Source organism: Agromyces larvae, assembly GCF_022811705.1.
In the GTDB taxonomy this organism is placed as follows: Bacteria; Actinomycetota; Actinomycetes; order Actinomycetales; family Microbacteriaceae; genus Agromyces; species Agromyces larvae.
Map to the genome: position 1 here is coordinate 3,102,751 of NZ_CP094528.1, position 22,310 is coordinate 3,125,060.

Below are 22,310 nucleotides of genomic sequence, written 5' to 3' on the forward strand. Positions count from 1 at the left end.
GGTGACAGCATGCTGCGGGGAACTCGAAAGCGCGAGACACAGTTCGGACGCTCTTGGGCTCGTCGCGGAAGGCTGGCGCTCGGCGCCGTCGCGGTCGCCGCAGTGTGCCTGGGCACGCCCGCACTCGCCGCGTCGGCAGCAGGGGTGGAGCCACCGCAAGGGCCGACCGCGGGCGGAACCGTCGTCACCGTCGATGCCCCGGGCGCCGGGTTCATCGAGGTCTCGGCCGGAGACAACCACTCGCTCGGGCTCACCGCCGACGGCGTCGTCTACGCGTGGGGCTCGAACTCCGCCGGGCAGCTCGGCACCGCCCCCGACACGGTCGGCACCGTGATCGAGGGCCCGGTCGTCGTTTCGGCGCTCGTCGGCGTTCCGATCATCGCCGTCTCGGCCGGCACCGAATTCTCGCTCGCGCTCGCCGCCGACGGCACCGTGTATTCGTGGGGGCTGAACGATGCCGGACAGCTCGGTCGCACCGGCGACGAGCGCACGCCTGCACTCGTCGCGTTCCCCGCCGGAACCCCTCCGATCTCCTCGATCGACGCCGGCAGCTGGAAGAGCGCGGTCGCCCTCGACGGCGCCGGCACCGCGTGGGCGTGGGGGCTCAACACCTACGGACAACTCGGCGACGGGACGACGGCCTCGAGCCCCGAGCCCGTCGAGGTCGTCTTCCCCGAGACCGTGTCGGTCAGTCAGATCTTCGCCGGCACGTACTTCACGGCCGCGCGCACCGACGACGGGCGGGTGTGGGTCTGGGGTCGCAACAACTGGGGACAGCTCGGCAACGGCTCCGCCCAGGCGAACACGCCGCATCCGGTGCCGCAGGCCGTCGCCTTCGCTCCCGGCGTCACCGTCGACACGATCGCGGTCGGCGACGGCCACGTCCTGGCGTTGGCCGGCACCGACCTGTACGCCTGGGGCAGGAACGCCGAGGGCCAGCTCGCACGCCCGGCGTCCGGCGCCGACCTGAGCCCCGGCCTCATCGACGGGTTGAGCGGCGTCACCCCGGCGGCCGAACTCAGCGCCGGCTTCGGGAACTCGATCGTGCGCACCGAGAGCGGCGACACGTACATCTGGGGCTGGAACAGCTGCGGTCAGATCGGCAACGGCGAAGCCGGAACGTGCAGTACCGCGCAGGGGAGCACCCCGCAGGTGCGCACGCCCTTCCTGCTCGCCGACCCGTCGGGCGCGCCGATCGAGACCATCCGGGCCGGGTACATGCACGTGCTCGCGACGACGGGCGATGGGTCCGCCTACGGGTGGGGCCGGAACTTCGACGGCCAGCTCGGCATCGGCACGTTCGACGGGACTGTGCCGACGCCTACCGTCCTCGTCGCGCCGGTCGTCACCGGCGTCACGTTCGGCGGTGTCGCCGCGACCGACGTGCAGCGCATCTCGCCGACCCAGGTCGAGGCGACGACCCCGCCGCATGCGGCGGCCGTCGTCGATGTCGTCGTGACGGTCGCGGACTTCGAAGGCACCAGTGCGCCGTCCACGACGCATCCCGCGTCGTTCACCTTCGGCTCCGCCCCCGTGGTGCTCGCCGGGCCGGCATCGGGGACCGCCGCCGTCGGCGAGCGGATCGTCTTCCGCGCGAGCGGCTCGGCCGACACGCCGCCGACCGTCACGTGGGAGTACCTGCCGAAGGGGGCGACGCAGTGGGCGCCCGCGCCCGGTGACGCGGTGACCACGGTCGACGGGAACACAGCCGACAGCACCCTCACCGTCACCGTCACCGCGGCGCTCGGTGGTGCGCAGTTCCGTGCGGTCTTCACGAACCCGCTCGGCTCGGCGAGCACCGACCCCGCGAGCATCGGCCTGCCCACGCTGCCGGCGACGGGCTTCGCAGCGGATGCCTCGGTGCCCGCGATGCTCGTCATGGCGCTGGGCGGAGGGCTGCTGGTGATGGTCGGGCGGCGGAGGTCGCGCGCGCTCTGAGATCGGATGTCTCGAGCCCGGTGTCGGCGGCCGATGCCAGACTCGGGGCATGGGCGATGAGCGCGCAGGCGGTGAACCGATCGGCACCCCGGGCGGCACGCCCGAGCGCCCCGCGATCTTCTTCGACGGGCCCGAGGAGTTCCGTGCCTGGCTCGAGGCGAACCATGCGACCGCGACCGAGTTGTGGATGGGTCTCTACAAGCGGCACATGCCCGACCGGCCGCTCACGTGGGAGCAGGCGGTGCCTGAGGCGCTCTGCTTCGGGTGGATCGACTCGGTCGCGCAGCGCATCGACGACGACGCGGTGCGCCAGCGCTGGACCCCGCGCAAGCCCACGAGCACCTGGTCGGCGGTGAACGTCGCGCTCGTCGAACAGCTCACGGCCGAGGGTCGCATGCGCCCGGCCGGCATCGCCGCATTCGAGCGGCGGCGGGCCGACCGCACCGGCGTCTACTCGCACGAGAACCCCGACCAGGAGCTGCCGGCCGAGTTCGCGGCGCGGCTCGCGGCCGACCCCGGGGCATCCGCGTTCTTCGACGCGGCGACCCCGAGCTACCGGCGCACGGTCACGCACTGGGTGAACTCGGCGAAGCAGCAGGCCACCCGCGAGAAGCGACTGCAGCAGCTCATCGACGACAGTGCGGCGGGGCGGCTCGTGCCGTTCCAGCGCTACGGCGAGGTGCCGAAGTGGGTCGAGCGTGCCGCCGAGGCGGCGCGCGCCGCGCAGCAGCCCGGCGCATCCGATTGAGTCGGCGGTGACGTTGGATCGAGGCCGGTCCGGCCGGGTCGCGCCCCCACGCGACCCGGCCTCCAGCCCCCTCTGGGGGTCTCAGCGCAGGTCGTAGACCCGCTTGTACTTGCCCTCGCTGCGCGGCAGCGTGCCGGGCTCTTCGAGCTGCACGCCGACCGTGGTGCCGATCAGCACCTTGATGCGCTGCTGCAGCACGACGGTCGCCGCCTGGCAGACCTCGACCGACAGCTCGGGGTGGCGTTCGATGCGCACGGTCAGTGCGTCCATGCGGCCCGACTTGGTGAGTTCGAGGATGAAGTGCGGGGTGAGCGTCTCGATGCCGAGCACGATCTCCTCGATCTGGGTCGGGAAGAGGTTCACCCCGCGCAGGATGATCATGTCGTCGTTGCGGCCGGTGATCTTCTGCATGCGGCGCATGCCGGGGCGCGCGGTGCCGGGAAGCAGCCGGGTGAGGTCGCGCGTGCGGTAGCGGATGACCGGGAACGCCTCTTTGGTGAGCGACGTGAAGACCAGCTCGCCGAGTTCGCCGTCGGGCAGCGGAGCGAGGTCGTCGCCGATGATCTCGGGCAGGAAGTGGTCTTCCCACAGGTGCGGGCCGTCCTTCGTCTCGACGCACTCGTTGCCGACGCCCGGGCCCATGACCTCGCTGAGGCCGTAGATGTCGACCGCGTGCAGGTCGAGGCGGCGTTCGAGTTCGGCGCGCATCTCGTTCGTCCACGGCTCGGCGCCGAGCACGGCGACCTTGAGCGACGAGGCGCGCGGGTCGTAGCCGGCCTCCTCCATCGCGTCGGCGATCGTGAGCAGGTAGCTCGGCGTGCACAGGATGGCGTCGGGCTCGAAGTCGTGGATGAGCTGCACCTGCCGAGCGGTCTGCCCGCCCGACATCGGGATGACGGTGGCCCCGAGTTTCTCGATACCGGCGTGCGCACCGAGGCCGCCGGTGAACAGGCCGTACCCGTAGGCGTTGTGCACCTTCATGCCCGGGCGGATGCCGCTCGCGCGCAGCGACCGCGCCACGAGGGAGGCCCAGCGGTCGAGGTCGCCCTCGGTGTAGCCGACCACGGTCGGGCGGCCGGTGGTGCCGGATGACGCGTGGATGCGTCGCACGTCGCTCATCGGCACCGCGAACATGCCGAAGGGGTAGGTGGCGCGCAGGTCGTCCTTGGTGGTGAACGGGAGCTTCCGCACGTCGTCGAGCGACCGGATGTCACGAGGGTGCACGCCCGCATCGTCGAACTTCTTCGTATAGAGGGGGACGTGCTCGTACGCGTGCCGCACGGTCTGCTGGAGGCGTTCGAGCTGCAGCGCCTCGAGTTCGGCGCGGGTCATGCGCTCTTCGGGGTCGAGGGTGGCAGGGTCGGCGGCGGCGCCCAGGCGCGCGGTCGTGGTGGGAGTGGTGGCCGTGGTCGTCATCGACATGGGGACTCCGGGGGTTTCGGCTCGCTGAGCCTGTCGAAGCGGATGGATAGTGTGGGTGCTCCCTTCGACGGGCTCAGGGAGCTTGACGGGCTCAGGGAGCTTGACGGGCTCAGGGAGCTTTTGGCTCAGGGAGCTGGTGCGGGTTCGGAGAGCGAACGGTTGGTGGTGAGGGAGCGGCCGCGGAACTCGGCGACGACGTCGCCGGTCTCGTCGGTCACGGTGACGTCGTAGAGGCCGTTGCGGCCGCTCACGATGCGCCGGCGCGCAGTGGCGGTCAGGGTCTGGCCGGCGTGCGTCGCCTTCAGGAACGCGATGTCGGCGCCGGCGGCGACGGTGACCCGTTCGTCTTCGTTGCAGGCGATCGCGAACGCCGTGTCGGCCAGGGCGAACACGAACCCGCCGTGCGTGATCTCGAATCCGTTGGTGTGGTCGGCGGTGACGGCCATCGACACGACCGCGAGGCCGGGTTCGTCGCGTTCGACGCGCAGCCCGAGCAGGGCCGAGGCGCGATCGCGCCGCATCATCGGGCGCAGGGCGGCGGCGGCCGTGGCATCCGTCATCGTTCACTCTCCTTCGAGTGGGCTGACCGGGCCGTGTTGCCGACCCTCGCATGACGAGCATATACTAACTGAACGATCGGTTAGTAATCCGTTCGCCGCAGACCGGATCGATGCAGACCCTGGAGTCGACGATGACCACCACACCCGAGCAGGCGCAGTTCGACGCCCTGATCGCCGCCGACGGCCGCATCGAGCCGCGCGACTGGATGCCCGAGGCCTACCGCAAGACCCTCGTACGCCAGATCAGCCAGCACGCGCACTCCGAGATCATCGGCATGCAGCCCGAGGCCAACTGGATCACCCGCGCCCCGAGCCTGAAGCGCAAGGCCATCCTGATGGCCAAGGTGCAGGACGAGGCCGGCCACGGGCTCTACCTCTACTCGGCCGCCCAGACCCTCGGCACCCCGCGCGACGAGATGACCGAGGCACTCATCGCCGGCAAGGCCAAGTACTCGTCGATCTTCAACTACCCGACGCCGACCTGGGCGGACATGGGCGCGATCGGCTGGCTCGTCGACGGCGCCGCGATCTGCAACCAGGTGCCGCTGTGCCGCGCGTCGTACGGGCCGTACGGCCGGGCGATGGTGCGCATCTGCAAGGAGGAGTCGTTCCACCAGCGGCAGGGCTTCGAGATCCTGCTCACGCTCATGCAGGGCACCGACGAACAGCGGCGGATGGCGCAGGACGCCGTCGACCGCTGGTACTGGCCGGCACTGCAGATGTTCGGCCCGCCCGACGACCAATCGCCGAACTCCGCGCAGTCGATGGCGTGGAACATCAAGCGGTTCACGAACGACGAACTGCGACAGCGGTTCGTCGGCATGCTCGTGCCGCAGGCCGAAGTGCTCGGGGTCACCCTGCCCGACCCGAAGCTGCGCTGGAACGACGAGACGCAGCAGTACGACATGAGCGAGATCGACTGGACCGAGTTCTTCGAGGTGCTCGCCGGCCGCGGCCCGATGAACGCCGAGCGGCTGCGCCGCCGCCGCGAGGCGCACGAGGACGGCGCCTGGGTGCGCGAGGCCGCCGCCGAATACGCGCGCAAGCGGGGCTCCCTGAGCCTGTCGAGCTCCCTGAGCCTGTCGAGCTCCCTGAGCCTGTCGAAGGGAGCAGCATGAGCACGCCGGGCGCATCGACGAACGCAGCGACCCCCGAGGTCTGGCCCCTCTGGGAGGTCTTCGTGCGCGCCAACCGCGGACTCTCGCACGTGCACGTCGGATCGCTGCACGCGCCCGACGCCGAGATGGCGCTGCGCAACGCGCGCGACCTCTACACGCGCCGCAACGAGGGCCAGTCGATCTGGGTCGTGCCCGCCGACGCGGTGACCACGAGCGACCCCGATGCGAAGGGCGCGTTCTTCGAGAGCCCCGCCGGCAAGAACTACCGGCACGCCGTGTACTACACGGCCTCCGAGGGGGTGAAGCACCTGTGAGCGAACACGGAGGGCTCCCTGAGCTGGTCGAAGGGGCCGTCGCTTCGACAGGCTCGGCGAGCGGTGGTTCGGCGGGCTCGGCGAGCCTGCACGGCGAAGTGCACGTCGACGAGCTCGCGCTCGCCGACGAGCTCGCGGGCGACTCCGGTCGGGTCGCCGGCCCGGATGTCGCGGAGTACGCGCTGTGGCTCGGCGACGACGCCCTCGTGCTCTCGCAGCAGCTCGGCTGGTGGATCAGCCGCGCGCCCGAGCTCGAGGAGGACATGGCGCTCGGCAACATCGCGCTCGACCTGCTCGGCCACGCCCGCTCGCTGCTGCACTACGCCGGTACCGCCGACGGCCGCAGCGAAGACGACCTGGCGTACTGGCGCGACGAGCCCGAGTTCCGCAGCGCCTGGCTCTTCGAGCAGGAGAACGGCGACTTCGCGAAGACGATCGCACGGCAGCTCGTGGCATCCGTCTACCTCTTCGAACTGTACGAGCGCCTGCGCGCCTCGACCGACGAGACCCTCGCCGCCATCGCCGAGAAGGCGGTGAAGGAGGTCGACTACCACCGCGACCACGCCGTGCAGTGGACCCTGCGCCTGGCCGGCGGCACCGACGAGTCGCGGGCGCGCATGATCCGTGCGCTCGACGACGTCTGGCCGTACGTCGACGAACTGTTCCGCGACGAGCCGCTCATCGACCGGCTCGACGGCGTCGCGGTGCGCCCGTCGACCCTGCGCGAGCCGTTCGACGCGGTGCTCGCCGACGTGTTCGCCGAGGCCGACCTCGCGCCGAAGTCGGCGTTCATCGCCGCCGGCGGCGGGCGCGAGGGGCGGCACTTCCCGACCCTCGGCTACCTGCTCGCCGAGCTGCAGGTGCTCGCCCGGAAGCACCCGGGGGCATCGTGGTGACCGCGACGGGGCTCCCTGAGCTGGTCGAAGCGGCGCGCGCTTCGACGGGCTCAGCGGGCGGGGGCTCAGCGGGCGGGGGCGCTTCGACGGGCTCAGCGAGCGGGGGCGCGTGGGACATCGCGGCGACCGTGTGCGACCCCGAGATCCCGGTGCTCACGATCGAAGACCTGGGCATCCTGCGCTCGGTCGAGACGGATGCCACGGGCGTGCGCGTGCGCATCACGCCCACCTACAGCGGATGCCCCGCGATGGACGCGATCCGCGAGGACCTGCTGACCGTGCTGCGCGGGGCGGGCTACGCGGATGTCTCGGTCGAACTCGTCCTCACGCCCGCGTGGACCACGGACTGGATGACCGACGCCGGCAAGGCCAAGCTCGAGGCGTACGGCATCGCGGCGCCGAGCGGGCGCGCGCCGGCGCGGCACGCCGGCCCGCTGCGCGTCGCGCTCGCCGTGAAGTGCCCGCGCTGCGACTCGCTGCACACGCGCGAGGTCTCGCGGTTCGGGTCGACGTCCTGCAAGGCGCTGTACGAGTGCCTCGACTGCCTCGAGCCCTTCGACTCGTTCAAGGTGCTGTGATGGCGGCGGTCAATCTGGGGTCGACGGGTGTGCGCAAGCGCCGAGGGCGGTTCCACGAGCTCGAGGTCGCCGAGGTGCGACCCCTCACGTCCGACAGCGTCGAGGTCACATTCACCGTGCCCGCGGAGCTGATCGACGAGTACGACTACGTCGCCGGGCAGCATGTGGCGCTGCGCGCCGAGATCGACGGACACGAGGTGCGGCGCAGCTACTCGATCTGCCGGCCGCCGGTGCGGCCCGCGACCGGCCCTTCGACGGGCTCAGGGGGCCCTTCGACGGGGACGATCAGCGTCGCGATCAAGCGCGACCTGGGCGGGCGGTTCTCGACGTGGGCGAACCGCGAGCTGCGGGCCGGGCACCGCATCGACGTGATGAGCCCGCAGGGCACGTTCACCTCGAACCTCGCCGAGCTCGACGGGCGGCACGTCGTCGCCATCGCGGCCGGCAGCGGCATCACGCCGATGATGGCGTTGGCGCACACGGTGCTCGAGGCATCCGATAGTGCGCGCTTCACGCTCGTGTACACGAATCGGTCGACCCTCGACGTGATGTTCCTCGACGAGCTCGCCGACCTGAAGGACCGCTACCCGTCACGCCTCGCGCTGCACCACGTGCTGAGTCGCGAGCAGCGTACGGCGCCGCTGCTGTCGGGCCGCATCGACCAGGCGAAGCTCGACATCATGCTCGACGCGCTCATCCCGCCGGCGACGGTCGACGAGTGGTTCCTGTGCGGGCCGTTCGAGCTCGTGCAGCTGTGCCGCGACACGCTGGAAGCGCGCGGCGTGGACCCGGCGCACGTTCGGTTCGAGCTGTTCACGACAGGCGAGCCCGGCGAGGTGCGACCCGACGCCGGCCGCCCCGTCGTGGTGCAGACCGGCGAACCGGTCGTGCACATCGACTTCACCCTCGACGGGCAGTCGTCGTCGGTCGACTCGCCGGTGAGCGCGAACGAGTCGCTGCTGAACGCGGCACTGCGGGTGCGACCGGATGTGCCGTTCGCGTGCGCGGGCGGCGTGTGCGGCACGTGCCGCGCGAAGCTCGTCGAGGGGTCGGTGAACATGCGCGAGAACTACGCGCTCGAGCCCGACGAGCTCGAGCGCGGGTACGTGCTCACCTGCCAGTCGCACGCGACGAGCGAGAACGTGCTGCTCGACTACGACGGGTGAGCGGCTTCCGCACGTCGCGCTACTCGATCAGCCCGGCCCGACGGCAGCGGTGCCACGCGTCGACCACGGCGGTCGACGCGGCGGCGTCGCGACCCGCGGCGCGCTCCGCCTCGATCACGGGCTGCACCCGCAGCCGCAGTTTCGTGGCGGTGTCGACGGCGATCTGGGCGAGCCGGTGCTCGATGCGGCGGTTCTCGAACCGCTCGATCAGGGCGCGGCGGTAGTCGACGGTGTCGACGTCGCGGGCGACGGCGCGCGCCGCCTCGGTCCAGAACGCGTCCAGCGCCGACCGGCAGGCGGGGTCGGCGACCGCGTCCGCCACCGTCGTGTGCCCGCGCAGCAGGCCCTCGAACGCCAGCACGAGGTGCCCGCCGTTCAGCACGAGCAGTTTGCGCTGCTCGAACGGCTCGATCCGGTCGACGAAGCGGGCGCCGGCGGTGTCCCAGGCGGGCCGGCCGGCGGGGAACTCGCCCGAGAGCGTCCAGTCGGCGAAGGGCTCGGCGACGACCGCGGCTTCGTCGCGCCATCCGGTCCTCGCCTCGACCTCGTCGAGGTCGGCGGCCGTGGTGTGCGGCGTGATGCGGTCGACGCTCGTCGCGACGAACGACGCCGTGTCGAGCGCGTAGCCCAGGCCCGCCATGTCGGCGAGGCTGCGGAGCGCGTCGCGGGTGATCCGTGCGTTGTCGGGCAGGTTGTCGCACGAGACGATCGCGATCGGCCCGGCCTGCGCGCGGCGTCGTGCGGCGAGGCCGAGCACGATGCGCGCGAGCGGGGTGCGCAGCCGAGCGGATGCCACGGCGCCCGCTCGCAGCGCGGCGAGATCGTGCGCGACGGACGAGTCGGTCAGGTCGATCGTGCCGTCGAGCCCGAGGCGATAGCCCGCCTCGGTGATCGTGAGCGTCACCACCGCCACGGCGGGGTCGGCGAGGAGTTCGACGAACCGGTCGATCCGGGCGGCCGGGTGCGCTTCGACGATGCTGCCGACCTGCTCGAACCGGTCGCCCTCGGGCCCCCGTTCGACGAGCGTGAACACCCCGCCCTGCGGGGCGAGCCGGTCCGCGACGTCGGGGGAGCGGCCCGTGAACGCGGCGATGCCCCAGTCGGCGGCGTCGCTCGCTCGCGCGGTGAACCAGGCCTGGTGCGTGCGGTGAAACGCTCCGGCGCCGACGTGCACGATGCGCACGGGCGGGGCGGGCAGGGCGCGCCCCGCGTCCGCGAGGCGGGCGCGAGTCAGGCGGGGGGCGGGGGTGGGGGTGGGGGTGCTCCCTTCGACGGGCTCAGGGAGCTTGGGGGGGTTGGGGGTGCTCCCTTCGACGGGCTCAGGGAGCTTGGCGGGGGTGGGGAGCTTGAGGGGGTCGAGGGTCATGCGGATGCCTCGCCGGCGAGCCACTCGGCCTGCCGCACCCAGTGGGCGCCCTCGCCGCCCTCGTGCCCGTTCCACGGGTAGTCGACCGTCTCGGCCGGGCCGCCCCAGCGGTTCGCCGCGGCGTACACGCCCGACGGCGGCGCGACGGTGTCGAGGTGGCCGACGCCGAACAGCGCGGGGGCGGTCGCCCGGGTCGCGAGGATCGCGCCGTCGAAGTACGAGAGCGTGGCGAACACGCGCTCCTCCGCGCCGCGATGCACCGCGAGGTAGCGGGCGATCTCGACGTGCGGATCGGTGTCGGTCAGGCCGAGCACGCGGGGCACGTCGCACAGGATCGGCGCGGTCGGCAGTGCGGCGACGAGTCCGTCGCCGAGCGCGGCCGCGGCGATCGCGATGAGACCGCCCTGGCTGTTGCCGGTGACGGCGACGCGAGCCGGGTCGACCTCGCGGAACGTGCGCACGGCATCGACGGCGCGCACGGCGTCGGTGAACACGCGCCGGTAGTAGTACGTCGAGGGCGCGTCGATGCCGCGGGTCAGGAAGCCCGGTGCGGCCGGGCCCGAGCCGTGCGGGTCGGGGGTCTCGCCGCCGGTGCCCCACACGCTGCCCTGACCGCGGGTGTCGACGATGAGCTGCGCGTAGCCCGCGGCCGGCCAGTACAGGCGCTCGTGGGCGAGCCCGCGGCCACGGCCGTAGCCGACGAACTCCACCACGGCGGGCAGCGGGTCCTCGGTGCCGCGCGGCGTGACCAGCCACGCGCGAACCGGGTCGCCGGCGAAGCCGGGGAACGTCACATCGGCGACGTCGAAGGACGTCATCGGGGTTGCGGCGGGGCGGCGCACCACGCTCTGCTCGGCGGGCGCCGCGGCCCGCGACGAGCGCAGCGTGTCGGCCCAGAAGGCGTCGAAGTCGGCGGGTTCGGCGAGCTCCGGGCGGTATGCGCGCAGCGCCTCGGGCGGCAGGTCGAAACGGGCCATCGGGCTCCTCGGTCGGTCGGTCACGGCTGGGTCACGGTGTGCACACCCTAGCGTGAAAACGTTGACATTCTTCGGGAGGCGAGTTACGTTCGTACCCGTTATCGCTTGAAACACCGAAAGTTTCGTGCTCATCCATCCCCCGGACGAGTCACGCTGACAGCCGCAAGGGAGCGCATGTCGACCACCACCAACGTCGCGATCGTCGACGCGGCGACCTCCTCCGCCGCGCCGACGGACGAGGTCGCGAACGCCGCGACGGGCTCCGCGACATCCGGCCCCTCGAAGCCCGCGCGCCCGTCGCGCGGGGCGAAGCTCACCTGGCGGACCGCCCTGAAGCGCGACTGGCGCCTCTACTCGCTGCTGGTGCTTCCGCTCGTGTTCCTGCTCGTCTTCCGCTACCTGCCGATGGCCGGGAACATCATCGCGTTCCGCCGATTCCGGCCGGGCGGCAACATCTTCGGCGACGAGTGGGTGGGCTTCCACTACTTCGAGATGTTCATCAACGATCCGACGTTCTGGCGGGTGTTCACGAACACGATCGTCCTCGGCGCTCTGTGCCTGGTGATCATCTTCCCGCTGCCGATCGTGCTCGCCCTCATGCTGAACGAGCTCCGGTCGGCGAGGTTCAAGCGCATCGCGCAGTCGATCAGCTACCTGCCGCACTTCATGTCGATCGTGATCGTCGCGGGCCTCGTGCTGCAGCTCGTCTCGACGAGGGGGACGATCAACCAGATCGTCGAGACCTTCGGCGGCACCCCGGTCGACTTCATCCAGAAGCCCGAGTGGTTCCGGCCGATCTTCGTGGGCTCCGAGATCTGGCAGACCGTCGGCTGGGGCACGATCCTCTACCTCGCGGCGCTCACCACGATCGATCCGCAACTCTACGAAGCAGCTCGAATCGACGGCGCCAACCGCTGGAAGCAGACCTGGCACGTCACCCTTCCCGGCATCGCCCCGACGATCGTGGTGCTGCTCATCCTGAACATCGGATCGTTCCTCTCGGTGAGCTTCGAGAAGGTGCTGCTCCTGCAGAACCCGCTCGTCTACTCGACCGGCGACGTGATCGCCACCTACCTCTACCGCGTCGGCATCGGCTCGGGGAGCTTCTCCTACGCGACCGCGATCGGCCTGTTCGAGGCCGTCATCGGACTCGTGCTCGTCATGACCGCCAATGCCATCTCGCGCCGAGTGACCGGAGCCAGCCTGTGGTGACCACGACCATCAAGACGCACACCGACCGGGCCGTCGAGCGGCTCTTCCGCCCGCGGAAGGTCGCGGGCATCAAGGACTCGCGCGGGTACACCGTGTTCCGGGTGCTCAACGCGGCCGCGATCATCGCGATCTGCTTCGCGACGCTGTACCCGTTCCTCAACGTCCTCGCCGTGGCATTCAGCTCGCAGGGATTCATCAACGCCGGCCAGGTCAACATCGTGCCGCGCGGTTTCAACGTCACGACCTTCCAGCTGGTCATGAGCGACCCGCAGTTCTGGCGCAACTACGGCAACACCGTGATCTACACGGTCGTCGCGACCGCCGTGTCCATGGTGCTCACCACGATGTTCGCCTACGCGCTGTCGAAGAAGCGGCTGAAGGGCCGGGCGTTCTTCGTCGGCGTCGCGGTGTTCACGATGTTCTTCGCCGGCGGCATCATCCCGAACTACGTGCTCATCAACTCGCTCGGCTGGCGCAACACGATCTGGGCGCTCGTCATCCCGAACGCGATCAGCATCTTCAATCTGCTCGTCATGAAGTCCTTCTTCGAGAACTTCCCCGAAGAGCTCGAGGAAGCCGCGTCGATCGACGGCCTCACGACATACGGCATCCTGCTGCGCATCGTGCTGCCGCTCAGCAAGGCAGTGCTCGCGACGATGGTGCTGTTCTACGCGGTGAGCTTCTGGAACTCCTGGTTCTCGGCACTGCTCTACCTGAGCAAACCCGACCTGTGGCCCGTCACGCTCTACCTGCGCAACCTGCTCATGTCCGCGTCCGCACCCGACGGGTCCGACGAGGGCCTGCAGATCGCGGCGAACGTCAAGGCCGTCACGATGCTGCTCACCGTGCTGCCGATCGTCTGCCTCTACCCGTTCCTGCAGAAGTACTTCGTCTCGGGCGTCATGCTCGGCTCGGTCAAGGCCTGAGCCGGCCCGCATCCCACCGCTTGATCCGTCCCCTCCGCCCCACCCAGAGATCCACGAAAACAAGAAAGGGAACCCCCCATATGACACAGCAGTCAGGCGCGACGACGCGTCGGCGGCTCGGCCGTCGCGGCGTCACCACCGCGATCGTCGCGGGCATCGCCGCAACGGGTCTCATCCTCACCGGGTGCAGCGCTCCCGAGGACGGCGACACGGCCGCGGACTTCGACTTCACCGGCAAGGACGTCGGTGCGATGGAGGAGTGGGGTGTCGGTGACACCTTCAAGGCCACCGAGCCGGTCGAGTTCTCGATGTTCTACCGCGACCACGAGGCGTACCCGATGCAGGAGGACTGGCCGTTCCTCACCGCGCTCGAGGAGAACCAGAACGTCACCTTCGACGTCGAGGCATCCCCCCGCGTCGGCTACGAGGACGCCCGCTCGGCGGCGATCGCGAGCGGCGACGCCCCCGAGATCATCACCATCGCCTACCCCGGCCAGGAGACCCCGTTCGTGGCGGGCGGCGCGCTGCTGCCGGTCAGCGACTTCGTGCAGTACATGCCGAACTACCAGGACAAGATCGAGAAGTGGGGCCTGGAGGCCGACATCGACGCCGTCCTGCGCAAGGACGACGGCAAGTACTACCTGCTCCCCGGCGTCTCCGAGATCGTCGTGCCGCAGTACAGCTACGTCGTGCGCAAGGACATCTGGGAGGAGCTGGGCCTCAGCCTCGAGCCCGAGACCTTCGACGAGTTCGCCGAGGACCTGCAGAAGGTCAAGAAGGCGTACCCCGACAAGTTCGTCATCTCCGACCAGGCCAGCGACCCCGACCCCATGGGCGGCGCGCTGAACTTCGCCGCACCGAACTTCGGCACGCAGGCCGGCTGGGGCCTCTCGGCCGGAACCGGCGCGTGGTGGACCGGTGACGAGTTCGTGTACGCCGGTGCCACCGACGAGTACCGCGAGCTGCTCGAGTACTACCACGGCCTGGTGGAGGACGGCGTGCTCGACCCCGCGAGCGTCACCCAGACTGACGACGAGGCGAAGGCTCGCTTCTACAACGGCGACTCGTTCGTGATCACGGGCAACGACCAGTTCGTGGCATCCTCGGTCACCTCGTTCAAGGAGGTCGGCAACACCGAGGCCGAGGCCGCACTCATCCGCGTGCCCGCCGGACCGGCGGGCGACAAGCTCGCCTCGGGCGGGCGCCTCGACGGTCTGCCCGGCCTGATGATCTCGGCCAAGGCCGCGGAGCAGGAGCACTTCAAGGCGCTGCTGCAGTTCATCGACTGGCTGTACTACTCCGACAGCGGCCTCGAGTTCGCCAAGTGGGGCGTCGAAGGCCTGACCTTCGAGCGCGACGGCGACACCCGCGTCTTCACCGCCGACTGGGACCGCGCGAAGGACCTGCTCAACCCGGGCGCCACGAAGATCCTGAACGTCGACGGCGGCTTCGCCAACGGCGCCTTCATGTCGGCCGAGGGCGGAACCGAAGAGCTGCGCACGTCGATGATGCTCCCCGAGACGAAGGACTTCGTCTCGTCGATGCTCACCAAGGAGCAGTTCGCCACCGCGCCGGCTGCACCGCTCACCGAGCTCGAGAACGAGCAGGCGGGCCTGCAGAAGACCGCCCTGCTCGATGTCGTGCGCGCCGCGACTGCCGCGTTCATCACGGGCGACCGTTCGCTGGACGAGTGGGACGACTACGTCGCCGAGCTCGAGGCAGCGGGCATGACCGACTACATCGACACCATCAACGGTGCGCAGCAGCGACAGGCCGAGGCGCTCGCCGACGCCGGTTCGAAGAAGGACTGACGCACTGACACCGGTCGGACCCCGCCCCTCTCCCCGGGGCGGGGTCCGACCCATTGCCGGGCCGCGCCGGGTGTTGCCGGCCGTCCGCTCCTGGAGGACCGCATGCATGCCACCGACCTCGCCACCGACCGGCGGGCCACTGACGCGGGCGTCTTCGGCGCTCCCAGACGGGCCGGGTACGGTGACCGGCATGAGTGAACGCGGCGACCAGACCACGAGCGGACGCCGCACGCCGTGGGGCGGCGCGTTCGGGCGCATCACCGGCGCCGTGTACTGGGTGATCGTCACCGAGATCGCCTTCCTGCTCGCGGCGTCGCCGACGATCGTCGGGCTCGTGCTGCTCGCCCCCGACCCCAGCAACATCCCGCTGTACGCGCTCGTGCTGGTGCCCGTCGGCCCCGCCTTCACCGCCGCGATCGCGACGTTCCGTGCGCGGCAGCGCGACGACGATCTCGTCGTCTGGCCGCGGTTCTGGCGGGCGTGGTGGCGCGACCTGCGCGACGCGTTGTTCGTGTGGGTGCCCGTGGTCGCGGTGCTGACGGTGCTGGGCATGAACATCGCCTTCGGCGGCGCGGTCGGCGCGGGCGGCGTGTTCTCGGTGATCTCGATCGTGCTCGCCCTGCTCGTCGCGGTCGCCGCGACGCACGCGCTGGTCATCGTCGCGCTCTTCGGCTTCCGCACGCGCGACGTTGCGCGGCTGTCGATCTACTACCTGGCCGCGAAGCCGCTGGTGAGCCTCGGCGTGGTGTCGGGGCTCGTCCTCGCGTCGGCGCTCGCCTGGTTCACGAACCCGTGGGTGCTCGCGCTCATCGCGTCGATGCTCGCCGCGCTCGCGCTGGCGAACGCGAAGACGATGATCCAGGACGTCACCGAGCGGTTCACCGCGGACCCGGCCGCGTAGGGCGCCGCGTAGGGCGGGGTTCGCGGGTTCGGCGCCTCACGCGAAGATCGCACGCCCCCGCCCGTCGGGGATGCCCGACTTGCGCAGGAAGTACGTGTTCACCTGGTCGCGCCACTCCCGCGCCGACCGCTGCTGCTCGGCGAGTCGGTCGCGCACCCGCGCGAACACGGCGTCGTCGACGCGGCCCTCGAGCGACGCCCACGCCGCGACCATCGCATCGACCGCGTCGGCTCCGGCGAAGTGCGTGTCGTAGATGTGCTGGATGACGGTCGATCCGCTGTGCAGCCGGTGCGTGTACGGCACGTGGTGGAAGAACAGCAGCAGCTCGTCGGGCACGGTGTCGAGCGACTCGTACGTCTCGCGCCACGGCGGCGGGTACTGCCCGGCGTAGCCGGTGCCGGTCGCGACGGTGCGGTCGACGCCGATGCCGTCGCGGTCGGCGAAGTGGTAGGTGCCCCACGGCGAGTACTCGTACCCGTCGACCGACGGCCCGTAGTGGGTGCCGGGCGTCACCATGAACCCCACCCCGAGTGGCGCGGTGTACGACTCGTACGTCTGCCACGAGGCATCCAGCAGCTCGTGCACGACCGCGGCGACCTCGCGATCGAGGGACGCGCCCGACCAGAACGTGAGCGCGATCCATTCGTCGAGGATCGCGGCCGGGTCGAGCGTCGCGTCCCACGCGAGGCGGCCGAACGCGTACAGGTTGGCTTGGGCGAGCGGATGCCCCGTCCAGAACGCGTCGTCGCCGACGTTCGACACCGCGGCGATGCCGCCGCCGGTCGCCGTGAGGTCGGCGACCGGCGGCGAGCCGGCACCGAACGGTGCGAAGTCGAGCACCTCGCGCCACATCGGCGCCAGATACACCGCGTGCCGCTGCTGCCCGGTGTACTCCTGCGTGACCTGGAGTTCGAGCGCCACGCGCGTGCGCGGCATCGCGGCGAGCACGGGCGACACGGGCTCGCGCACCTGGAAGTCCATCGGGCCGTGCTTGACCTGCACGATCACCTGGTCGGCGAACCGCCCGTCGAGCGGCGTGAAGTGGTCGAACGCGGCGCGGGCCCGGTCGGTCGTGCGGTCGCGCCAGTCCTGCGCGTGGTTGTAGACGAACGCGCGCCAGTGCACGAGTCCGCCGTGCAGGGCGACGGCCTCGGCGAGCAGGTTCGCGCCGTCGGCGTGGTCGCGCCCGTAGGCGAACGGCCCGGGCTGGCCCTCGGAGTCGGCCTTCACGACGAACCCGCCGAAGTCGGGGATCGCCGCCCACACCCGGTCGGCGGTCTCGCGCCACCACGCGCGCACGCGCGCATCGAGCGGGTCGGATGTCTCGAGCCCGCCGAGCACGATCGGCGACGCGAAGCTCACCGAGAGGTGCAGTCGGATGCCCCACGGCCGGAGCTCGGCCGCGATGCGCGCCACGTCGGCGAGGTCGTCGGTGAGCAGCCGCGCCTCGCGGGCGTGCACGTTCACGTTGTTGATCGCGACCCGGTCGATGCCGATCGAGGCGAGCAGCCTGCCGTACTCGTGCACGCGCGAGAGGTCGTCGCGCACGCGCCCGGCGTCGAAGAAGATCGACCCGCCGGCGTAGCCGCGCTCGACCTGGCCCATCACGGGGTGCACGTCGACGTTGTCCCAGTGATCGAGGATCCGCACCGCCTGGGTCGGTTCGTGGCGCGTGGTGCCCGGCTCGTGCAGGCGGCCGGTCGCGGCGCGGCGCACCAGTTCGAACCATCCGTACAGGGCGCCGGATGCTCCGCCCGCGACGACGACCGTGCGCTCGCCGTCGCCCGTCACCGCGAACCCCGCCGGCGTTCCGGCGCGATCGATGGAGATGCGCACCTGCGGGGCGAGGGCGCCGTCGGAGGCGGCGGCCTCGGCGACGTGCATGCCCGCGGCGCGCGCCTCGGCGCGCACGGTGTCGAGCAGCGGATCGTCGCCCTCGATGAGCGCGTCGCCGCCCGCGAGCCCGGGGATCGGCCCGGGGCGCAGCCACATCGGGTGCACGCCGTTCATCGCGCGACCGCCGGAGTCGTCGACCCGTCGGCGCGTGGCGCGCTCGCCGGCACCGGGTAGCTCTCGCGGGCGAGCCGCACCGCGAGGTCGACCGCGGTGTCGATCGCCTCGTCGACCCCGAGCCGGTGCTCGGCGACGAGCCGCGCGAGGTACGAGGCATCCGCTCGCCTGGCCAGGTCGTGGCGCGCCGGAATCGAGCAGAACGCGCGTGTGTCGTCGACGAACCCGCTGGTGTTGCGGAAGCCCGCCGTCTCGACCGCGGCCTCGCGGAACCGGCGGATCGCGTCGGGTGCGTCGAGGAACCACCAGGGCGCGCCGAGCCGCAGCGCCGGGTAGGCACCGGCGAGCGGCGCGAGCTCGCGCGAGTAGGCCGTCTCGTCGACGGTGAACACGATGAGCCCGAATCCCTCGCGGTGCCCGAACGCCTCGAGCACCGGGCGCAGTGCGCGGGTGAACTCGGTGCGCACGGGGATGTCGAAGCCCAGGTCGGTGCCGAACCGGGCCGCGAGGCCGCGGTCGTGGCTGCGCAGCACCCCGGGGTGCAGTTGCATCGTCAACCCGTCATCGGCCGACATCGCGGCCTGCTCGAACAGCAGGTGGGCGGTCAGCGCCTCGGCGTCGCCGGGCTCGAGCGCGCCGCGCAGCGCGAGATCGAAGCGGCGGCGCGCGTCGGCGTCGGCCAGCCGCGTGGTGTCGGCGCTCAGGTGCCCATGGTCGGTCGCCCGGGCGCCGGCGCGGACGAACGCGTCACGGCGCGCCCGCATCGCGGCGAGGAACCCGTCGTACCCGAACGCATCGACGCCCGACGCCTCGGTCAGCTCGCCGAGGCGGTCGCGCCAGCCGGCCCGGCCCGCTTCGAGCAGGTCGTCGGGTCGGAACGTCGGGATGACCCGGTCGCCCCACCCGTCGTCGGCGAGACGTGCGTGCGCGGTCAGCGGGTCGGTCGCGGCATCCGTCGTGGCGAGGCGTTCGATGCCGAACCGCTCGAACAGGGCGCGCGGCCGGTACTCGGGGCTCGCGAGCCGCTCGGCGAGGTGGTCGTAGAGCAGATCGGATGCCTCGGGCGACGGCGGCACGGGCGCCTCGAAGACCTCGGCGAGCACGTGCTCGAGCCAGAACCGGGTCGGGGTGCCCCGGAACGCCGCCCACCCGGCGCAGAACCGCCGCCAGATCTCGCGCGGATCGGTCTCGGGCAGGTCGTCGCCGCGGGCATTCGCACCGCCGACCCCGAGCGACCCGTTCGACCGCACGCCCGCATCGCGGATCGCACCCGGGGCGGTCGACTGCGACACCAGCATGCGCACGAGGTAGTGGTCGGGGGTGACCAGGAGCGATGCGGGATCGGTGAACGGCAGATCGTCGGCGAGCATGCGTGCGTCGACGTGGCCGTGCATCGAGACGATCGGCAGGTGCTCGGTGGCGTCGAGGATCTCGCGCGCGATCGTGCGCAGCCCGGGTTCGGCGGGCAGCGCCCGGTCGGGGTGCAGCGTCCAGGTCATGCGCGGGCTCCTTGCCGTGTAAACGTTCTTACAATAGTGTTCAACGCACTCTCACCCCCGGGTCGGGCGACGGCCCGACCCGCTTCGAAGCGAGGTCGACGACTTGGTCACCGTTCACGATGTCGCCGCCCGTTCGGGCGTGTCCATCGCCACCGTGTCGCGCACGATCCGTGCGCCGCACCGGGTCACCGAGTCCACTCGGGATCGGGTGCTCGAGGCGATCCGCGAACTGGGGTACCGCCCCAACCGGGCGGCGGCCGGCCTGCGCGGCGGGCGCACCGGCACCATCGCGCTGGTCGTGCCCGACATCGACAACCCGTACTTCTCGTCGCTGACGAAGGGGGCGCAGGCGAGTTCGCGCGCCCGTGGCTACGGACTCGTCGTCGTCGACACCACCGAGCTCGCCCAGGTCGAGCTCGACGAGATCGAGGCGGTCGCGCCGCAGATCGACGGGCTCATCCTGGTGTCGTCGCGACTCGACGAGGCGGCGCTCGCCGAGGTCGCCGCCGAGCATCGGTGCGTGCTCGTGAACCGCACCCTCGAAGGGCAGGATGAGACGACCCCCACGGTCACGGTCGACGAGGGTGCCGCGGCCCGCGCCGCGGTCGAGCATCTCGCCGAGCTCGGGCACCGGCAGGTGGCGTACGTCGGCGGTCCGGCCCGCTCGTGGTCGCAGACCCGCCGGTTGCGGGGCATCCGCGATGCCGCCGCCGTGATCGACGGGTTCGCGGTCACCGATCTCGGCGCCTTCGAGCCGACCGCGCAGGGCGGTCGCGCGGCCGCGCAGGCCGCGCTCGATTCGGGTGCGACGGCGGTGATCGCCTACAACGACCTGGCCGCGATGGGCCTGCTCGCACGGTGGGCCGAACTCGGCGTGCGCGTGCCCGACGATGTGAGCCTGGTCGGCTTCGACAACACGTACGTGGCCGAGCTGTCGGCGCCGCACCTCACGAGCGTCGGCGCCGATCTGCGCGAGGTCGGCGAGACCGCGGTCGAGCTGCTCATGGAGCGGATCGACGGCGCAGCCGCGGCGACGCCCGCGCACGGGGTGCACCGCGAACTCGGCGCGCAGCTCTGGGTGCGCGGGTCGACCGGTGCGCCGCGGGCGTGAGCTCGAGGCATCCGTCGTCGCGGGCGCGACCGCTGATGATAACGTTTACCTCGCATGTAAACGTTAACCTGCCATGTCACGCGCGGTGAAGCAAGACGAGCCGCGGGCGACGCTTCGAAGGTGAGACGGATGACTCGATCCACGCGGCCCGGCCGCTACCGCAACCCGATCCTGCCGGGGTGCCACCCCGACCCCAGCATCTGCCGGGTCGGCGACGAGTTCTTCATCGTCACCTCGACGTTCGAGTACCTGCCCGGGCTGCCGATCCACCGCTCGACGAACCTCGTCGACTGGGAGCCGATCGGGCACGTCGTGCACCGCGAGGGGCAGCTCGACCTCGCCGGACTGCCCGGCTCGAAGGGGCTGTACGCGCCGACCATCCGCCACCACGAAGGGCGGTTCTTCGTCGTCTGCACGGTCGTTGTGCCGGCGCCGCACCAGGCCGCACCGCCCGAGGGAGGCTGGCCGCGCGCCGGGCACTTCCTGATGACCGCCGACGACCCGGCCGGCCCCTGGAGCGACCCGATCTGGTTCGACGGACTCGACGGCATCGACCCGTCGCTGGTATTCCACGACGGACGCGTCTGGCTGTGCGGCAACCGGCTCGCCGCGCCGGGGCGCTGGCCCGGGCAGACCGACATCTGGCTGCGTGAGCTCGACCCCGTGACCTTCGCGGTCATCGGCGACGAGCACCTGATCTGGCACGGCGCGCTCGAAGGCGGCGCGTGGGCCGAAGGCCCGCATCTGTTCCCGCGGCCGGGCGGCGGGTGGATGCTCGTGGCCGCCGAGGGCGGCACCGACCGCGACCACGCGGTGTGCGTCGCCTACGCCGACGAGATCACCGGCCCCTACACCGGCGACCCCGGCAACCCCCGGCTGAGCCACCGCGACCTGGGCGACCGCGCGGCGATCGCGAACGTGGGCCATGCCGACCTCGTCGACGACGCCGACGGGCGCACCTGGGCGACCGTGCTCGGGACGCAGCAGCTCGTCGATGATGCCGGGCGCGGTGCGAACGGGCTGCTCGGGCGGCAGACCCACCTCGTGCCCGTCGACTGGGAGCGGGGCCGGCCGCTGTTCGCACCCGGCATCGGGCGGGTGCACCCCGAGATGGCCGCCGACGGCCTGCCCGACCAGCAGCCGTGGCCCACCGAGCTCGTCGACGACTTCGACGCGCCCGAACTCGACCCCGCATGGACCGGCGTCGCGGTGCTGCCCGCGTCCTTCGCCGCGCTCGGCGAACGGGCGAGCCGCGTGCGCCTTCGGGCGACGCCGGCCGGGCCGACCGATCTCGAGCCGTTCGCGTTCCTCGGGCGACGGCTGCCCGACCATCGCGTCGACGCGACCGTCGTGCTCGAACTCGGCGGCACCGGCCGCGCCGGCCTCCTCCTGCGCACCTCCGAGCGTGCGCACCTCGAACTCGCGGTCGACCACAACGGCGTGGCGGTCGCGACCCTCGTCGACGAAGGCGAACGATCGGTGATCGGGACGCTGACCGACGTACCGGCCGGCCCCGTCGCAGTCGAGGCGCGCATCGACGGGTTGCACGCCGACCTGTTCGTCGCCGATCGCCCGCTCGGCGGGGTCGACCTGTCGTCGCTCGCGACCGGGCGCACGAGCCGGTTCGTCGGCACCTGGATCGGCCCGTTCGCCGTGGGCGACGGCTGGGCCGACGTCGACCGGGTGGAGCTGCGCATCCGGCGGTGACGGCGCCGTCGACCCCTTGACGCGGCGCCCGCGGGCGGGCCACGGTACGG

At 71.5% G+C, this 22,310-nt stretch carries 19 protein-coding genes; 13 read left to right on the top strand and 6 right to left on the bottom strand.

What is annotated here, in order from left to right:
• The first annotated feature begins 144 nt into the window (after positions 1–144).
• Both MTO99_RS14895 and MTO99_RS14900 read left to right on the top strand, forming a co-directional pair.
• Positions 145–1,938: an RCC1 domain-containing protein gene (locus tag MTO99_RS14895; RefSeq protein ID WP_243554435.1), complete on the top strand. Its 1,794-nt coding sequence runs from the start codon at positions 145–147 to the stop codon at positions 1,936–1,938.
• A gap of 49 nt (positions 1,939–1,987) precedes the next feature.
• Positions 1,988–2,686, top strand: coding sequence for a YdeI/OmpD-associated family protein (locus tag MTO99_RS14900; protein WP_243554437.1), 699 nt, complete (start codon positions 1,988–1,990; stop codon positions 2,684–2,686).
• Between the two features lie 81 nt (positions 2,687–2,767).
• Here the strand turns inward: MTO99_RS14900 and paaK are convergent, their stop codons facing one another.
• Together paaK and paaI are read right to left on the bottom strand one after the other, a co-directional pair.
• Positions 2,768–4,102: a phenylacetate--CoA ligase PaaK gene (paaK, locus tag MTO99_RS14905; protein ID WP_243559132.1), complete on the bottom strand. Its 1,335-nt coding sequence runs from the start codon at positions 4,100–4,102 to the stop codon at positions 2,768–2,770.
• 131 nt (positions 4,103–4,233) lie between these two features.
• Entirely contained in the window at positions 4,234–4,668 is a 435-nt protein-coding gene (paaI, locus tag MTO99_RS14910; RefSeq protein ID WP_243554439.1) for a hydroxyphenylacetyl-CoA thioesterase PaaI, read from the bottom strand.
• 131 nt (positions 4,669–4,799) lie between these two features.
• Here paaI and paaA point away from each other — a divergent pair, with 131 nt between their 5' ends.
• The 5 genes from paaA (at position 4,800) to paaE (ending at position 8,740) form a co-directional block, all read left to right on the top strand.
• Complete coding sequence (gene paaA, locus MTO99_RS14915) at positions 4,800–5,786, top strand: 1,2-phenylacetyl-CoA epoxidase subunit PaaA (RefSeq protein WP_243554441.1); 987 nt, start codon at positions 4,800–4,802, stop codon at positions 5,784–5,786.
• Complete coding sequence (paaB, locus tag MTO99_RS14920; protein ID WP_243554443.1) at positions 5,783–6,100, top strand: 1,2-phenylacetyl-CoA epoxidase subunit PaaB; 318 nt, start codon at positions 5,783–5,785, stop codon at positions 6,098–6,100. The genes paaA and paaB overlap by 4 nt, the downstream gene beginning before the upstream one ends.
• Positions 6,097–6,996, top strand: a complete 900-nt coding sequence (gene paaC / locus MTO99_RS14925) for a 1,2-phenylacetyl-CoA epoxidase subunit PaaC (protein ID WP_435520767.1) — start codon at positions 6,097–6,099, stop codon at positions 6,994–6,996. Before paaB ends, paaC begins: the two co-directional genes overlap by 4 nt.
• A gap of 116 nt (positions 6,997–7,112) precedes the next feature.
• Positions 7,113–7,574: a 1,2-phenylacetyl-CoA epoxidase subunit PaaD gene (gene paaD, locus MTO99_RS14930; protein WP_243559136.1), complete on the top strand. Its 462-nt coding sequence runs from the start codon at positions 7,113–7,115 to the stop codon at positions 7,572–7,574.
• Positions 7,574–8,740 (top strand): 1,2-phenylacetyl-CoA epoxidase subunit PaaE, encoded by a 1,167-nt coding sequence (paaE, locus tag MTO99_RS14935; RefSeq protein WP_243554445.1) that lies wholly within the window; start codon positions 7,574–7,576, stop codon positions 8,738–8,740. The genes paaD and paaE overlap by 1 nt, the downstream gene beginning before the upstream one ends.
• 19 nt (positions 8,741–8,759) lie before the next feature.
• Here the strand turns inward: paaE and MTO99_RS14940 are convergent, their stop codons facing one another.
• Together MTO99_RS14940 and MTO99_RS14945 are read right to left on the bottom strand one after the other, a co-directional pair.
• Entirely contained in the window at positions 8,760–10,106 is a 1,347-nt protein-coding gene (locus MTO99_RS14940; protein WP_243554446.1) for a mannitol dehydrogenase family protein, read from the bottom strand.
• The gene (locus tag MTO99_RS14945) at positions 10,103–11,083 is read right to left on the bottom strand and encodes an acetylxylan esterase (protein WP_243554448.1); all 981 of its coding nucleotides are present in this window, start codon (positions 11,081–11,083) and stop codon (positions 10,103–10,105) included. Before MTO99_RS14945 ends, MTO99_RS14940 begins: the two co-directional genes overlap by 4 nt.
• Positions 11,084–11,257: 174 nt before the next feature.
• Here MTO99_RS14945 and MTO99_RS14950 point away from each other — a divergent pair, with 174 nt between their 5' ends.
• The 4 genes from MTO99_RS14950 to MTO99_RS14965 all read left to right on the top strand — a co-directional run bounded on the left by MTO99_RS14950 (position 11,258) and on the right by MTO99_RS14965 (position 15,933).
• Complete coding sequence (locus MTO99_RS14950) at positions 11,258–12,295, top strand: ABC transporter permease (RefSeq protein WP_243554450.1); 1,038 nt, start codon at positions 11,258–11,260, stop codon at positions 12,293–12,295.
• Complete coding sequence (locus tag MTO99_RS14955; protein WP_435520768.1) at positions 12,289–13,221, top strand: carbohydrate ABC transporter permease; 933 nt, start codon at positions 12,289–12,291, stop codon at positions 13,219–13,221. Before MTO99_RS14950 ends, MTO99_RS14955 begins: the two co-directional genes overlap by 7 nt.
• Before the next feature lie 80 nt (positions 13,222–13,301).
• A complete protein-coding gene (locus tag MTO99_RS14960) occupies positions 13,302–15,032 on the top strand; it encodes an ABC transporter substrate-binding protein (RefSeq protein WP_243554452.1) in 1,731 nt (576 codons plus the stop codon).
• 190 nt (positions 15,033–15,222) lie between these two features.
• Positions 15,223–15,933, top strand: coding sequence for a DUF624 domain-containing protein (locus MTO99_RS14965; protein ID WP_243554453.1), 711 nt, complete (start codon positions 15,223–15,225; stop codon positions 15,931–15,933).
• A 36-nt stretch (positions 15,934–15,969) separates the two neighbouring features.
• On the opposite strand, the gene MTO99_RS14970 is transcribed toward MTO99_RS14965, so the two are convergent.
• The gene (locus MTO99_RS14970) at positions 15,970–17,943 is read right to left on the bottom strand and encodes an alpha-glucuronidase (RefSeq protein ID WP_243554455.1); all 1,974 of its coding nucleotides are present in this window, start codon (positions 17,941–17,943) and stop codon (positions 15,970–15,972) included.
• A complete protein-coding gene (uxaC, locus tag MTO99_RS14975; protein WP_243554457.1) occupies positions 17,940–19,442 on the bottom strand; it encodes a glucuronate isomerase in 1,503 nt (500 codons plus the stop codon). The genes MTO99_RS14970 and uxaC overlap by 4 nt, the downstream gene beginning before the upstream one ends.
• A gap of 103 nt (positions 19,443–19,545) precedes the next feature.
• Between uxaC and MTO99_RS14980 the strand changes: the two genes are divergently transcribed.
• Both MTO99_RS14980 and MTO99_RS14985 read left to right on the top strand, forming a co-directional pair.
• The gene (locus MTO99_RS14980; RefSeq protein WP_243554459.1) at positions 19,546–20,553 is read left to right on the top strand and encodes a LacI family DNA-binding transcriptional regulator; all 1,008 of its coding nucleotides are present in this window, start codon (positions 19,546–19,548) and stop codon (positions 20,551–20,553) included.
• 129 nt (positions 20,554–20,682) lie between these two features.
• Positions 20,683–22,260 carry a glycoside hydrolase family 43 protein gene (locus MTO99_RS14985; RefSeq protein ID WP_243554460.1) on the top strand — a complete coding sequence of 526 codons (1,578 nt, stop codon included), beginning with the start codon at positions 20,683–20,685 and terminating at the stop codon, positions 22,258–22,260.
• Positions 22,261–22,310: the final 50 nt, after the last annotated feature.